Annotated in this window: 12 protein-coding genes; 6 read left to right on the forward strand and 6 right to left on the reverse strand. The window is 69.9% G+C overall.

Annotated features, from left to right (window positions below; translation table 11 throughout):
* Nucleotides 1-123 precede the first annotated feature (123 nt).
* The 6 genes from MTP13_RS04705 to MTP13_RS04730 form a co-directional block, all read right to left on the reverse strand.
* Nucleotides 124-1,080, reverse strand: coding sequence for a D-alanine--D-alanine ligase family protein (locus MTP13_RS04705; protein ID WP_243569945.1), 957 nt, complete (start codon nucleotides 1,078-1,080; stop codon nucleotides 124-126).
* Nucleotides 1,081-1,155: 75 nt separating this feature from the next.
* Nucleotides 1,156-2,481: an aminotransferase-like domain-containing protein gene (locus MTP13_RS04710; RefSeq protein WP_243569946.1), complete on the reverse strand. Its 1,326-nt coding sequence runs from the start codon at nucleotides 2,479-2,481 to the stop codon at nucleotides 1,156-1,158.
* 258 nt (nucleotides 2,482-2,739) lie between these two features.
* The gene (trxA, locus tag MTP13_RS04715) at nucleotides 2,740-3,063 is read right to left on the reverse strand and encodes a thioredoxin (protein WP_189083981.1); all 324 of its coding nucleotides are present in this window, start codon (nucleotides 3,061-3,063) and stop codon (nucleotides 2,740-2,742) included.
* A gap of 70 nt (nucleotides 3,064-3,133) precedes the next feature.
* Nucleotides 3,134-4,108 (reverse strand): thioredoxin-disulfide reductase, encoded by a 975-nt coding sequence (trxB, locus tag MTP13_RS04720; RefSeq protein ID WP_243569947.1) that lies wholly within the window; start codon nucleotides 4,106-4,108, stop codon nucleotides 3,134-3,136.
* A gap of 128 nt (nucleotides 4,109-4,236) precedes the next feature.
* Nucleotides 4,237-5,862 (reverse strand): murein biosynthesis integral membrane protein MurJ, encoded by a 1,626-nt coding sequence (gene murJ, locus MTP13_RS04725; protein ID WP_243569948.1) that lies wholly within the window; start codon nucleotides 5,860-5,862, stop codon nucleotides 4,237-4,239.
* A complete protein-coding gene (locus MTP13_RS04730) occupies nucleotides 5,855-8,296 on the reverse strand; it encodes a DUF6049 family protein (protein ID WP_243569949.1) in 2,442 nt (813 codons plus the stop codon). The genes murJ and MTP13_RS04730 overlap by 8 nt, the downstream gene beginning before the upstream one ends.
* Before the next feature lie 106 nt (nucleotides 8,297-8,402).
* Between MTP13_RS04730 and MTP13_RS04735 the strand changes: the two genes are divergently transcribed.
* The 6 genes from MTP13_RS04735 (at nucleotide 8,403) to dnaB (ending at nucleotide 13,568) form a co-directional block, all read left to right on the forward strand.
* Nucleotides 8,403-9,839 carry a CCA tRNA nucleotidyltransferase gene (locus tag MTP13_RS04735; RefSeq protein ID WP_243569950.1) on the forward strand — a complete coding sequence of 479 codons (1,437 nt, stop codon included), beginning with the start codon at nucleotides 8,403-8,405 and terminating at the stop codon, nucleotides 9,837-9,839.
* 161 nt (nucleotides 9,840-10,000) lie between these two features.
* Nucleotides 10,001-10,372, forward strand: a complete 372-nt coding sequence (gene rpsF / locus MTP13_RS04740; protein WP_189083986.1) for a 30S ribosomal protein S6 — start codon at nucleotides 10,001-10,003, stop codon at nucleotides 10,370-10,372.
* Between the two features lie 5 nt (nucleotides 10,373-10,377).
* Nucleotides 10,378-10,905 (forward strand): single-stranded DNA-binding protein, encoded by a 528-nt coding sequence (locus MTP13_RS04745; RefSeq protein ID WP_189083987.1) that lies wholly within the window; start codon nucleotides 10,378-10,380, stop codon nucleotides 10,903-10,905.
* A 97-nt stretch (nucleotides 10,906-11,002) separates the two neighbouring features.
* On the forward strand, nucleotides 11,003-11,257 hold the full coding sequence (gene rpsR / locus MTP13_RS04750) for a 30S ribosomal protein S18 (protein WP_189083988.1): 255 nt from the start codon (nucleotides 11,003-11,005) through the stop codon (nucleotides 11,255-11,257).
* Nucleotides 11,258-11,268: 11 nt separating this feature from the next.
* Nucleotides 11,269-11,721 carry a 50S ribosomal protein L9 gene (rplI, locus tag MTP13_RS04755; RefSeq protein WP_189083989.1) on the forward strand — a complete coding sequence of 151 codons (453 nt, stop codon included), beginning with the start codon at nucleotides 11,269-11,271 and terminating at the stop codon, nucleotides 11,719-11,721.
* A gap of 473 nt (nucleotides 11,722-12,194) precedes the next feature.
* Nucleotides 12,195-13,568, forward strand: coding sequence for a replicative DNA helicase (gene dnaB / locus MTP13_RS04760; protein WP_243570920.1), 1,374 nt, complete (start codon nucleotides 12,195-12,197; stop codon nucleotides 13,566-13,568).
* Nucleotides 13,569-13,628: the final 60 nt, after the last annotated feature.

Genomic DNA, 13,628 nt, shown 5'->3' on the forward strand with positions numbered 1-13,628 from the left:
CCCGCCTGGAGCGGAGCGCAGAATCGCTCCTGACGAACTGAAACGGCCCGATTCCGAACGCGGAACCGGGCCGTTTTCGTCGGCAGACGCCGAGGGATGAGATCGCGCGGGTGCGGCCGGACCTCAGCCGCGAGCGATCGCCGCGCGCACGAGCTCCGAGTAGAGCTGCGGGGTCTCGAGCCCGGCGGCCTCGGCAGCGAGCGGGAGGAGCGAGGTCTCGGTGAGACCGGGCAGCACGTTCGCCTCGAGGAACCAGGGCGTGCCCGACGCGTCGACGATCAGATCGACGCGGGAGACATCGCGCAGCCCCAGCTCGAGATGCGCACGGATCGCGACCGCCTCGACTTCGCCGAGCACCTCGGGCGACAGTCGCGCCGGGACGAAGAACGTCGTCTCCCCCGCGTTGTACCGAGCATCGAAGCTGTACACACCGGCGGTGGGCACGATCTCCACGGGCGGCAGCGCCCGCGGGCCCTCCCCCGTGTCGACGATCGCGACCGCCAGCTCGGTGCCGACGACGCGCTGTTCGACGATCGCGACGTCCGCGTAGGTGAACGCCTCGACCATGGCCCGCGGCAGGGCCTCGGCGTCGATCACGACGGTGACGCCCTGCGCCGAGCCGCCCGAAGCGGGCTTCACCACGAGTTCGCCGGGCAGCGCCTGCCGGACGACCTCGAGCACGCTCGCCGCTCCGAGCTCGCGGAACGACTCGTGGGAGAGCACGATCGACTCGGGCACCGGGAGACCCGCCGCCTGCACGATCGAACTCGCGGCGGGCTTCGACCAGGCGAGCCGTGCCGCCTCCGCCGTGGACCCGACGGTCGGAACGCCGAGCGCGGCGAGCAGCTCGAGGAGCGCGCCATCCTCCCCGCTCGATCCGTGCAGTGCGGGGAACACGGCATCGGGCCGGTGCTCCGCGAGGTACGGGAGCAGCGAGGCATCCGGATCGCGCAGCACGACGCGGTGACCGGCGGCCGTCAGCGCGTCGGCGACGCGTCGGCCCGAGCGCAGCGAGACATCGCGCTCGTGGGAGATGCCGCCGGCGAGGACGACCACGGTCAGTGCTCCGGATTCGCTCATGATCTGGGGTTTCTCCGTTCAAGTCTGGCTGTTCGCTGCGTCGGCCGTGATGTAACCGGATGACAGGGTTGCGGGCTATTTGAGGTCGCTCGGCGGGGCCGACTCGATCCCCGGCTTCGCCGGCAGCTGCAGCGTGCCGGTGCCGGCGAAGGTGTCGAGCAGGTCGAGTTCGCCATTGATGACGGTCGCGAGTCGACGGATGCCGAGGCGGATCGCCTCGGGCGTCGGATAGCAGTACGACAGGCGCATCGCGTGCCGTCCTCGCCCGTCGGCGAAGAACGCGGTGCCGGGCGTGTAGGCGACGAGTTCGCGCACCGCGCGGGGGAGCATCTGCTTCGAGTCGAGCACGTCGGGCATCGTGACCCAGACGTAGAAGCCGCCGTTCGGGTTCGTCCAGCGCAGCTGCGGCAGGTACTCCCCCAACGCCTCGATCATCGCGTCCTTCCGCTCGCGGTAGACGCCGCGGAAGGTGTCGATCTGCCCGCGCCAGTCGACCGTCGACAAGTACTCCGCGACGACGAGCTGACTGAAGGACGAGGGCGAGAGCACGGCGGACTCGGCGGCCAGGATGAGCTTCTCGCGGATGGCGTGCGGGGCGAGCGCCCAGCCGACGCGGAACCCGGGGGCGAGCGTCTTCGAGAAGGAGCCGAGGTAGATGACGCCCTCGGGATCCATCGAGCGCAGGGCGTTGGGAGCAGGCTCGTCGAAGTGCAGCAGCCCGTAGGGGTTGTCCTCGAGCACGAGGATCTCGTTCTGGCGGCAGATCTCGAGGATCTCCGGGCGACGCTCGGCCGAGAGCGTGACTCCGGCCGGGTTGTGGAAGTTCGGGATCGTGTAGAGGAACTTGATCCGCCGGCCCTGGCTGCGGAGGAAGCCGATCGTCTCGCGCAACGCCTCGGGGATGAGCCCGTCGTCGTCGGTCGCGACGTGCACGACCGAGGCCTGGTAGGAGCGGAAGACACCCAGCGCGCCCACATAGGAGGGCGCCTCGGCGAGCACGACGTCGCCGGGATCGAGGAAGAGTTTCGCGACGAAGTCGAGCGCCTGCTGCGAGCCCGTCGAGGTCACGACGTCGTCGACCGAGGCGCCGCGGATGCCCTCGAGCGACATGACGTCGAGGATGTGCTCGCGAAGCGCCGGAATGCCCGCTCCCCCGCCGTACTGCAGCGCGGTCGGGCCCTGCTCGCGCATGACGCGGTCCATCGACGTGGTGATGAGGTCCTGCGGGAGCGCCGAGACGAACGGCATGCCGCCGGCGAGCGAGACCACTTCGGGCCGCGACGCGACGGCGAACAGAGCTCGAACCTCGGAGGCGGCGAAGCCGGCGGCTCGCTCGGCGTAGTTCGCGTACCAGGGGTCGAGATTGTTGCCAGTCCGCTCGGGGACGCCGTCAGTGCTCACGTGCCATCCGTTCTGTTCAGGGTTCTCATGCTAGTCATCGGTGGGTGGGCTCGAAGACCTCGTGACACGCTCGGTCGCCGTGGAGAACTCAGGAACGCCTCGGTCGAGACGCCCGGAATCTCGCGGAAGCCCGGATGCCTCGTCATGCATAACTGCCAGATGTTCCTGAGTTGTGTGCGGGCGGGCGGGCGGGCGGGGGAACGCGAAGGACCCGCCCGGCGGTGCCGGGCGGGTCCTTGGGTCGTACGAGGATGCCGGCTACTGGATGTAGGCGGCGAGGTCGGCCTCGAGGGCCGGCTTGGGCTTGGCGCCGACGAAGCTCTGCACGACCTCGCCCTGCTTGAAGACCTTGAACGCCGGGATGGCGGTGATCTGGTACTTCATGGCGAGCTGCGGGTTCTCGTCGACGTTGAGCTTGACGATGTCGATCTTGTCGGCGTGCTCGGTCGCAATCTGGTCGAGGATCGGGCTGACCGCGCGGCACGGGCCGCACCATTCGGCCCAGAAGTCGACGATGACGGGCTTGTCGTTCTCGAGCACCTCGGCCTGGAAGGTGGCCTCGGTCACTGCACGTGCGGACATTGCATTCTCTCCTTCGGTGAAACGCCTGGTGAAACCGCGAACAACGCGGAAACCGGATGAACCGGTGTCGCTACTCGGCGACAGCGGCGAGCTGCGCCGCCTGGACGGGCTCGCCCGCCGCGTCGTCGAGTGCCGCGAGGTAGTGTTCGGCGTCGAGCGCCGCGACGGTGCCCGAGCCGGCGGCCGTGACGGCCTGGCGGTAGTGGGGGTCGATCACGTCGCCGGCGGCGAACACGCCCGGCACCGAGGTGCGCGAGGAGCGGCCGTCGACCGCGATCGTGCCCTCGGCGGTCAGCTCGAGCTTGCCGTGCACGAGGTGCGTGCGCGGGTCGTTGCCGATCGCGACGAAGAGCCCGTCGAGGTCGAGTGCGCGGAGCTCGCCGGTGACCGTATCGCGCAGGCTCACGCCCGAGACCGCCTCGGTGCCGTGGATGGCCGCGATCTCGGCGTTCCAGATGAACTCGATCTTCTCGTTGTCGAAGGCGCGCTGCTGCATGATCTTCGACGCCTTGAGCGAGTCGCGGCGGTGGATCACGTAGACCTTGTCGGCGAAGCGGGTGAGGAACGTCGCCTCCTCCATCGCCGAGTCGCCGCCGCCGACGACCGCGATGGTCTTCTGGCGGAAGAAGAAGCCGTCGCACGTCGCGCACCAGGAGAGGCCGTGACCCGACAGGGTCGCCTCCTCGGGCAGGCCGAGCTTGCGGTAGGCCGAGCCCGTCGCGTAGACGATGGCGCGCGCCTCTTCGACGCCGCCGTTGCCGAGCTTCACGCGCTTGACCGGGCCGTCGAGGTCGAGCTCCACGACATCGTCGTAGACGATCTCGGTGCCGAACTTCTCGGCCTGCTCCTGCATCTTGGTCATGAGGTCGGGGCCCATCACGGCCTCGGGGAAGCCGGGGAAGTTCTCGACCTCGGTCGTGTTCATGAGCTCGCCGCCGATCTCGACGGAGCTCGCGATGAGCAGCGGTTTGAGCTCGGCGCGCGCGGCGTAGATGGCGGCGGTGAACCCGGCCGGGCCGGACCCGATGATGATGATGTCGCGCAAGGGGCGCTCCCTCGAGTGCTGTCGGTGAAAGCGGCATCCGACGGAATCGGATGTCACGACGTGGTCAACACAGTCTAGGCGGCGGGTATTCCGCCCACGAGGCGACGAGCGGCGGATGCAGCGGGTGCTCAGCCTCGGCGGAGGCGACGGAGCACCGGCTCCGCGAAGCCGCGCAGCTCCGGGGTGCGGATGAGCCAGAGCGTGCCGAGGTACGCGAGCGACATGACGACGCCGATGACGGCCATCGAGAGCACCGCGGGGAAGAGGCCGGACATCGCGAAGCCGTCCTCGGAGATGCCCCCGAGCAGCACGAGGGTGACGAAGCCGACGATGACGGCGGGCACCGCGCCGATCGCGTACCGCACGAAGCTCGAGGTGATGTGCCAGCCGTCGATGGTGCCGAGCCGTCGCCGCAGCAGGATCGCGGCGAGGGCGACCTGCGCGACGCACGCGAGCGAGGTGAGCAGGGCGATACCGATCGCGATGAACTCGGGGAGCACGTTCAGCAGCAGCAGCGCGCCGCCCGAGAAGAGCACGACCTGGAACAGGGTAAAGAAGAAGGGCGTCTTCGTGTCGCCGAGCGAGTAGAACGTGCGCTGCACGATGAAGAGCATGCTGAACGGGAGCAGCCCGACCATGTAGGCGAGGACCACGTTGCCGAAGACGAGTTTCGTGTCGAACGACGCGCCGCTGACGAACGCCGTGGCGAAGGGGTAGCTGCACATCACGAGCACGACCGAGGCGAGCACGATGATGAGGCCGACCCCGCGCGTCGCGCTCGAGAAGTCGGCGCGCACCCGGTCGAGGTCGCCGATGGAGGCGTGCTCGCTCATCCGCGTGAAGTAGGCCGTCGCGATCGACACGGTGATGACGGAGTGCGGCAGCATGAACAACAGCCAGGCGTTGCTGAGCGCGGCGACGGACGCCGAACCAGGACCGGATGCACCGGCGACGACGTTCGTCTCGACGAGTCCGGCGAAGGTCGTGAGCAGCAGCATGCCGAAGGTCCAGCTCGCCATCCGGCCGGCGTCGCCGAGGCCGACCCCGCGCCAGCGGAAGTCCGGCCGGTAGCGCAGCCCGATCCGGCGCCAGAACCAGAACAGCACCACGGCCTGCACCGCGATGCCGAGCGAGGCGGAGCCGGCGAGCACGGCGATCATCGCCGGATCCCATTCACCGGCTGAGCGCAGGCCGTCGGGGTCGCTTCCCCACACCGCGATGTAGATGACGAGCCCGGTGATCGCGACGAGATTGTTGAGTACCGGCACCCAGGTGAAGGGACCGAAGCTGCGCCGAGCGTTCAGCACCTCGCCGAGCAGCGTGTACAAGCCGTAGAAGAAGATCTGCGGCAGGCACCAGTAGGCGAACAGCGTCGCGAGGTCGCGAGTCGACTGATCGAACCTGATGCCGTACAGCCAGGCGAGCAGCGGCGCCGCGAGCGTCGCGAGCACGGTGATGCCGACGAGGACGACGAGTGCGAGCGTGAGCAGCCGGTTGATGTAGGCGCGGCCACCGTCCGCGTGCAGCCCGGCGCGCACGATCTGCGGCACGAGCACGGCGCTCAGCACGCCGCCCGCGACCACGACGTACACGGTGTTCGGCAGCTGGTTCGCGACCGTGAAGGCGTCCGCGCTCGCGCCCGTGACGCCGATGGCGCTCGCCAGCATGGCGGCCTTCACGAACCCGAGGATCCGCGACACCACCGTGCCGGAGGCGAGGAAGAGGCTCGCGCGGCCGATGCGGTCGTCACTCATCGCGTGGGTCCTCGTCCTTCTGCGCCGGGGCGCCGGGTTCCGGGGTGTCGCTCGGCTCCGGGGTCTCGCTCGGCTCCGGAGTCTCGCTCGGCTCCGGGGTCTCGCTCGGCTCCGGATCGGTCGCGGAGGCCTCGGCCTCGGCGGCGCGGGCCTTGCGGCGGCGATGGATGTTGCGCCAGATGCCGATGCCGAAGAACAGCACGACGATCGTCGCGAGCACAGCGGCGCCGACGCCCTCCCAGTCCGCCTGCACGTTCGCCGACAGGTAGGTCGGCGAGCCGATCTCGACGCCCTCGGTCGAGTAGAGGGACACCGTGAGGATGACGTCGCCGCTGCCGACGCCCGCGGCGACGGGGACGACGACGCTCGCCCGCGACTCCGGCTCGACGGTGACCTTCTGCCGGCCCTCGACGATCAGACGGCCGTTGGACGGGGCGACGTCCACCTCGAGCGTCACCGAATACGGCAGCGTGTTCTCGATGGTGGCGGGGACGCCGGACTCCCGCGAGATCACGTTGATCGTGCTCGAGGGGACGACCGAGATGCCCGCTCGGGTCCGCACCTGCGCGGTGAGCCACTCGTTCGCGGCCGACTGCCAGTCGGTCGGCGTGCGGATCCAGCCGGCGTCGAGCAGGGCGAGGAGATCGCGGCGGGTGGGATCCGCCAGCTGCGAGGGGTCGATGAGCGCCGTCGCGAACGACACCGTCTGCGCCTCGGAGTCGATGAGCCGCTGCACGGTCGCCCGGCGCTCCTCCGCCTCGGGCGAGTTCGCCAACGTCCGCGCGACCGGAGGGGCGCCGATCGCGTCGGACAGGCTGGCCGGTCGGGCCCAGGCGAGCGTCGCGAGCGCCTGCAGGGTCGCCTCGACCCGGTCCGCCGCGCTGCCGCCCCCGCGCGCGAAGCTCGCGAGCAGGGAGCTCGCCGAGGCATCCTCCGCGGCGTAGCCGGCGAGCTCGGCCGCCAGCCGGCCCATCGCCTCGCGCCACTCCGCATCGCTCGTCGCGCCGGCGGCGGCCCGCAGCGCCGCGGTCAGCCGGACGTCCGCGACGACCGCCGTGCCACCGTCGATCGAGCTCGCCGCATTGCCGGGCGCGGTCGAGACCGGATCCTCCTCGTCGCCCTCTTCGTCGACCGCGGGCGCCGGGGCCTCGACGTTGCCGGGCGAGAGCAGGCTCGTCGTGAGCCCGCCGGCCGCCAGCCACGCGAGATCGCCCGCCGCGACCGTGTCGTCGGCGGGCCAGGCGATGTCCGCGCGGGTGTACGGCCAGGACAACAGCTGCTCGGTGGTCGGCACCTCGTCGACGGAGCCGTCGCCGTCGACGTCGCCCGGCGTCGGCGTCGGGGTGGGGGTCGGGGTCGACTTCTGCGTCAGCGTGCGGTCGTCGAGGCTCGCCGGGCCGGACGCGGGCGCCTGCGTCGGTGGCGTGGCCGGAACGCCGGGCATGCCGTCCAGGAAGTCGGCCGGGTCGAGCACATCGGCGAAGGACTCCGACTTCAGGGGGCCGGGGAGCCCGAGCTGCGACTGCACCGCCAGATCGGCATCCGCGTAGGCGAGCGGGAACACGACGTTGCCGACCGTGCCCAGTCGCTCGAGCCACGCGGTCGCCGACTCCGGCGCGCGGGAGCCGAGCACCCGCACGGAGGCGATGATGCGCGGGTCGACGCCGATCGCGACCGAGCGGTCGGCGACGGCGTCGAGCTGGCGGGTGAGCAGTCCGTCGGGCGCGGTCCACGCCTCGAGCTGCTCGGCGTCGATGAGCCCGGTGGTGTCGTCGGGCACGGTCAGGGGATACGCGAGCGCGAGGCCCGGGGCGCCCGCGGAGGCGGCGCGGGGCGAGGGGAAGGCGGCATCGTTCGTTGCGACGACGACGCCGTCCACGAGGAGCTCTGCGCGCAGGCCGGTCACCGCCGCCGAAGCGTCGAGCTTGCCGGCCGGAATGCTCACCAGCACCTGGCTCGTGCCGCCGCTGACGACGCCGGGCGCCTGAGCCTCGCCGACGGCACTCGCGGTCGCGTCGGAGTCGCCGAGCCACGCATCGAGGGCGGCGGCATCGTCGGGGGCGTCGTCGGCGACGCTCAACCGAACCACCCCCTGGCTGAGCAGCTCGGTCGAGCCGTTCACGATCTCCACGCCGATCGTCGTCGCGGCGGACGGGTCCAGCACGAAGGCCCCGGCCGGGGCGAGGTGGAGGGAGACGGTGCCCGTGTCGCTCGCCGCGGCCGCGAGCGGTTCGGTGGCGTGCTCGACCGCGTCCGCTGCGAGCGCCGCCGGCGGCGCACCCTGGACGGCCGCGGCGATCGGCACCGCGGCGCCGATCGAACTGAGGGCGACCGCGCCGATGAGGCCCGCGACGACGGCGCGACGACGGGGCGTGGCGGTGGCCCGGTCGAGGAGTCGGCGGAGTCGACGCGCAGGATTCGACTCGGCCACCATGCACGAGATTCTACGGTGTGACGCGGGGTGGATCGTGGGCGTCGAGGAGGGCTCGGGGCATCCGCCTCCGGTCACCGCACCACCCGCGTTGCGTACGATGGTCGGCATGCAGAGCGTGGCCGAGGCCCTCGATCGACTCGGCGAGCTGGCCGCGTCGACGACCGTGTCGACCCTCTCCGCCGCATTCGACCGCGCGGGGCATGAACTCGCCCTGGTCGGCGGTCCGGTGCGCGACGCCTTCCTCGGCCGCCCGGTGCACGACCTCGACTTCACGACCGACGCGACGCCCGAGCAGATCCTCGAGATCGTGAAGCCGATCTCCGACGCGCACTGGGACATCGGCCGGGACTTCGGCACCATCGGCGCCCGTGTCGCCGGCGAGACCGTCGAGATCACCACCTACCGCGCCGACAGCTACGACGGGAAGTCGCGCAAGCCGGACGTGGTGTTCGGCGACTCGCTCGAGGGCGACCTCGTGCGTCGTGACTTCACCGTGAACTCGCTGGCGCTGCGACTGCCGAAGATCGAGCTCGTGGACCCCTCTGGCGGCGTGGAGGATCTGATCGCGCGGGTGCTCCGCACGCCCTCCGCCCCGCAGACCTCGTTCGGCGACGACCCGCTGCGCATGATGCGGGCGGCGCGCTTCGCCGCCCAGCTCGGCTTCGAGGTGGAGGACGGCACGCTCGCCGCGCTCGAGGAGCTCGCACCGGAGATCGACCGCATCTCGGCCGAACGCGTGCGCGAGGAGCTGTCGAAGCTTCTGCTCGCCGATCGTCCGGTGCCCGGCCTGCGCATCCTCGTCGACTCCGGGCTCGCGCAGCGGGTGCTGCCCGAGCTGCCCGCCCTCCGTCTCGAGCGGGACGAGCACCACCGGCACAAGGACGTCTACGAGCACAGCCTGAAGGTGCTCGACCAGGCCATCGACTACGAGCGTGCGCGGGGAAAGCTCGACTCCCCCGACCTCGTGGTGCGCCTTGCCGCGCTCCTGCACGACATCGGCAAGCCGGCGACCCGGCGGCTCGAGCCCGGGGGCGCGGTCAGCTTCTACCACCACGACGTCGTCGGCGCGAAGCTCGCGAAGAAGCGGCTGCGGGAGCTGCGCTACGACAACGACACGATCGCGGCCGTGGCGCGGCTGATCGAGCTGCACCTGCGCTTCTTCGGCTACACCGACGGGGCGTGGAGCGACTCGGCGGTGCGGCGCTACGTGCGCGACGCCGGCTCGCCGGAGCAGCTCGAGCGGCTGCACATCCTCTCCCGGGCCGACGTGACGACGCGGAACAAGCGCAAGGCCGACATGCTCGCCTTCGCCTACGACGATCTGGAGCAGCGCATCGCCGAGCTCGCCGAGGAGGAGGAGCTCGCCGCGGTGCGGCCCGAGCTCGACGGGGAGCAGATCATGGCGGCGCTCGGCATCCGCCCCGGTCGCGAGGTCGGCGAGGCGTACCGGTTCCTGCTGGAGCTGCGGCTCGACGAGGGGCCGATCGGCGAGGATGCCGCGCGCGAGCGCCTGCTCGCCTGGTGGGCCGACCGCGGGGGCTGAGTCCGGCCGGACGGGGCAAATGGCGCAGGGGCGGGGCATCCGTTACACTGTGAAGGTTGCCCGTGTGCCGCGTTCGCGGCCTCCACGACGCACAGTATGAACACCCTCCTGCTCCCGAGACACGCTCGGGAGCCGCTGAGTCCGAAGGAGGTGGGTACGTCATGCACCAGTACGAGCTGATGGTCATCCTCGATCCCGAGATCGACGAGCGCACCGTTGCTCCCAGCCTCGACAAGTTCCTCAACGTCATCCGCAACGATGGCGGCACCGTCGACAAGGTCGACATCTGGGGACGTCGCAAGCTGGCCTACGAGATCAAGAAGAAGGCCGAGGGCATCTACGCCGTCGTCGACTTCACCGCTGAGCCCGCGACCACCAAGGAGCTCGACCGCCAGCTGAACCTCAGCGAGGCCGTCATGCGCACCAAGGTGCTCCGCGCCGAAGAGGCCATCGCCCAGGTCGCCGCGTACGCGAAGGCCCAGGAAGCGAAGGCCGCGAAGAAGGCCGCCGCTGCCGCCAAGAAGGACGCCTAGTCCTCATGGCCGGCGAGACCGTCATCACCGTGGTGGGCAACCTCACTGCAGACCCCGAGCTGCGTTACACGCAGAACGGACTCGCGGTTGCCAACTTCACCATCGCGTCCACTCCCCGCACGTACGACCGTCAGTCGAACGAGTGGAAGGACGGTGAAGCACTGTTCCTGCGTGCGAGCTGCTGGCGTGAATTCGCCGAGCACGTCGCCGGTTCACTCACCAAGGGTTCCCGGGTCATCGCATCCGGGCGTCTCAAGCAGCGTTCCTACGAGACCAAGGAAGGCGAGAAGCGCACCACCATCGAGTTGGAGGTCGACGAGATCGGCCCCTCGCTCCGGTACGCGACCGCCCAGGTCACTCGTGCGCAGTCCAACCGCGGCGTCGGCGGAGGCGGCTCCTTCGGGGGCGGCCAGTCCGACGACGCGTGGGCCCCGTCCGCTCCGGCTCAGTCGGGCAACAGCGGCGGCGGCGCGGGCGGCGGCGACGTCTGGAACACGCCGGGCACGAGCTACGGCGACGAGACGCCTTTCTAAGCCCGAGCGCTCCGCAACGGAGCAGGGCCCGCGATCGGATGCCTCGAGCTGAGGCATCCGGCGCAACAGAACGTATTCACTCAGACAGGAAAGATCCATGGCTGGAAAGAGCAGCGGCGACCGCCGCAAGCCGCGGAAGGGCGCGAAGAACGCCGCCCCCGCGAAGTCCGTCAAGGTCGGCGTCATCGACTACAAGGATGTCGCGACCCTTCGCAAGTTCATCTCGGAGCGCGGCAAGATCCGTGCCCGTCGCATCACCGGTGTCTCCGTGCAGGAGCAGCGCCTCATCGCCCGCGCCGTCAAGAACGCGCGCGAGATGGCGCTCCTGCCCTACTCGGGCTCCGGCCGCTAAGGAGCACGAAAATGGCAAAGGTAATCCTCACGCACGAGGTCTCGGGGCTCGGTGCCGCCGGCGACGTCGTCGAGGTCAAGAACGGCTACGCCCGCAACTACCTCGTCCCGCAGGGTTTCGCGACCCCGTGGACCCGCGGTGGCCAGAAGCAGGTCGACCAGATCAAGGCGGCCCGTGCCGCTCGCGCGCTGCACTCCCTCGAGGACGCGCAGGCCCTCAAGGCGAAGCTCGAGGACGGCAAGGTCAAGCTGACCGTCAAGGCCGGCCTCGGCGGCCGCCTGTTCGGCTCGGTCAAGACCTCGGCCGTCGCCGACGCCGTGGCCGCTGCCGGCCTGGGCGAGATCGACAAGCGCAAGGTCGAGTTCCCGACCGCGATCAAGACCGTCGGCGACCACGAGGTCTCCGTCCGTCTGCACGACGACGTGACCGCGACGATCACCCTGCAGGTGATCGCGGCCAAGTAGTCGCACCCGTACGAAGCGGCGGCACCCGATGGGGTGCCGCCGCTTCGTCGTTTCCGGATGGTTCACCGGGACTACACCTGGCGGAGCCCTCGCACAAGTCCCCCATTCCGGAGATTTCAACATGTTTGTGCACAGGTGAGTGAGGCTCATCCGTGCAATCTCAAGAAAGTTTTCCCCCACAGGTGTGGATTGTGGAAATCCCAGGTCGGCTCAGAATTCACCTCGTGTAATTCACACGATTTCCACAGTTGTCCACAGGTGGAGTGCACATGTTGATCGGCGTTTCGCCCAGATTGTCCCCAGAGTTATCCACAGGCTGGCTTGTATGTGGATGAGTGCTTCCTTATGGTGAAGCAATCGTCTCGCGCGCGTGGGCCGGGGGAGCCCAGCGCGATCATGTCGGCGGTCCCGAGTACAACGGAACCGTGGTCGCGCTGCGCCCACCCGCCGTCCCCGAATCGGAGGTCATCACCGTGTCGATCGCTCACATCGGACTCGCCGAGCCGGTCGACGACGGCGCAGCCCCGCGGGGCGAGCGCACGCCGCCGCACGACCTGCTCGCCGAGCAGAGCGTGCTCGGCGGCATGATGCTCTCGAAGGACGCGGTCGCCGACGTCATCGAGACGATCCGCGGCGTCGACTTCTACGTGCCGAAGCACGAGGTCGTCTTCAACGCCGTGCTCACCCTCTACTCGCACGGCGAGCCGACCGACGTCATCGCCGTCACCGACGAGCTCACGAAGTCGGGCGAGCTGCAGCGCGCGGGCGGCGTCGAATACCTGCACACCCTCACGAGCCTCGTGCCCACCGCGGCGAACGCCGGCTTCTACGCCGAGATCGTCGCCGAGCGCGCGCTGCTCCGCCGGCTCGTCGAGGCCGGCACCCGCATCGTGCAGATGGGCTACGCCGGCGAGGGCGAGGTCGTCGACCTCGTCAACAACGCGCAGGCAGAGATCTACTCCGTGACCGGCTCGGTCGAGACCGAGGACTACGTGCCGCTCTCCGACGCGGTCACGGTCGCGATCGACGAGATCGAGGCGGCCAAGCACACCGACGGCAAGATGACCGGCGTGCCCACCGGCTTCACCGACCTCGACGACCTCACGAACGGATTCCACCCCGGGCAGATGATCGTCGTCGCCGCCCGTCCCGCCATGGGAAAGTCGACGCTCGCGCTCGACTTCGCGCGCGCGGCGTCGATCACGAACGGCCTGCCGTCCGTCTTCTTCTCCCTCGAGATGGGCAAGAGCGAGATCGCGATGCGCCTGCTCTCCGCGGAGTCGAACGTGCCGCTGCAGAACATGCGCAAGGGCAGCGTCGACTCCCGCGACTGGACGACGATCGCCTCCACGCGCGGCCGCATCAACGACTCGCCGCTCTACATCGACGACTCCCCCAACATGACGCTCGTCGAGATCCGCGCCAAGTGCCGCCGGCTCAAGCAGCGCGTCGGGCTCAAGCTCGTGGTCATCGACTACCTGCAGCTCATGACGAGCGGCAAGCGCGTCGAGAGCCGCCAGCAGGAGGTCTCGGAGTTCTCGCGTGCACTGAAGCTGCTCGCCAAGGAGCTGCAGGTGCCGGTCATCGCGCTCTCGCAGCTGAACCGTGGCCCTGAGCAGCGCGCCGACAAGATGCCCGCGATCAGCGACCTGCGCGAGTCGGGCTCGATCGAGCAGGATGCCGACATGGTGATCCTGCTGCACCGCGAGTCCGCGTACGAACGCGACAGCCCCCGGGCCGGCGAGGCCGACCTCATCGTGGCGAAGCACCGTAACGGTCCCACCCGAACGGTGACCGTGGCCTTCCAGGGCCACTTCTCCAAGTTCGCCGACATGGCGCCGATGTAGGGAGCGGGCAGCTCGATCCGGCCGAGCGCCGCCGACGTCCTTCGGTCCGCTCGGCGAACG

Origin of the sequence: Agromyces soli (assembly GCF_022811605.1) — a bacterium.
Taxonomy (GTDB): domain Bacteria; phylum Actinomycetota; class Actinomycetes; order Actinomycetales; family Microbacteriaceae; genus Agromyces; species Agromyces soli.

Bases quoted from the DNA above. Each gene is read 5' to 3' on its own strand.
- murJ (WP_243569948.1), bottom strand. From the start codon at position 5,862: ATGAGTGACGACCGCATCGGCCGCGCGAGCCTCTTCCTCGCCTCCGGC.
- MTP13_RS04730 (WP_243569949.1), bottom strand. From the start codon at position 8,296: ATGGTGGCCGAGTCGAATCCTGCGCGTCGACTCCGCCGACTCCTCGAC.
- rpsR (WP_189083988.1), top strand. From the start codon at position 11,003: ATGGCTGGAAAGAGCAGCGGCGACCGCCGCAAGCCGCGGAAGGGCGCG.
- MTP13_RS04705 (WP_243569945.1), bottom strand. From the start codon at position 1,080: ATGAGCGAATCCGGAGCACTGACCGTGGTCGTCCTCGCCGGCGGCATC.
- trxA (WP_189083981.1), bottom strand. From the start codon at position 3,063: ATGTCCGCACGTGCAGTGACCGAGGCCACCTTCCAGGCCGAGGTGCTC.
- rpsF (WP_189083986.1), top strand. From the start codon at position 10,001: ATGCACCAGTACGAGCTGATGGTCATCCTCGATCCCGAGATCGACGAG.
- rplI (WP_189083989.1), top strand. From the start codon at position 11,269: ATGGCAAAGGTAATCCTCACGCACGAGGTCTCGGGGCTCGGTGCCGCC.
- MTP13_RS04735 (WP_243569950.1), top strand. From the start codon at position 8,403: ATGCAGAGCGTGGCCGAGGCCCTCGATCGACTCGGCGAGCTGGCCGCG.
- MTP13_RS04745 (WP_189083987.1), top strand. From the start codon at position 10,378: ATGGCCGGCGAGACCGTCATCACCGTGGTGGGCAACCTCACTGCAGAC.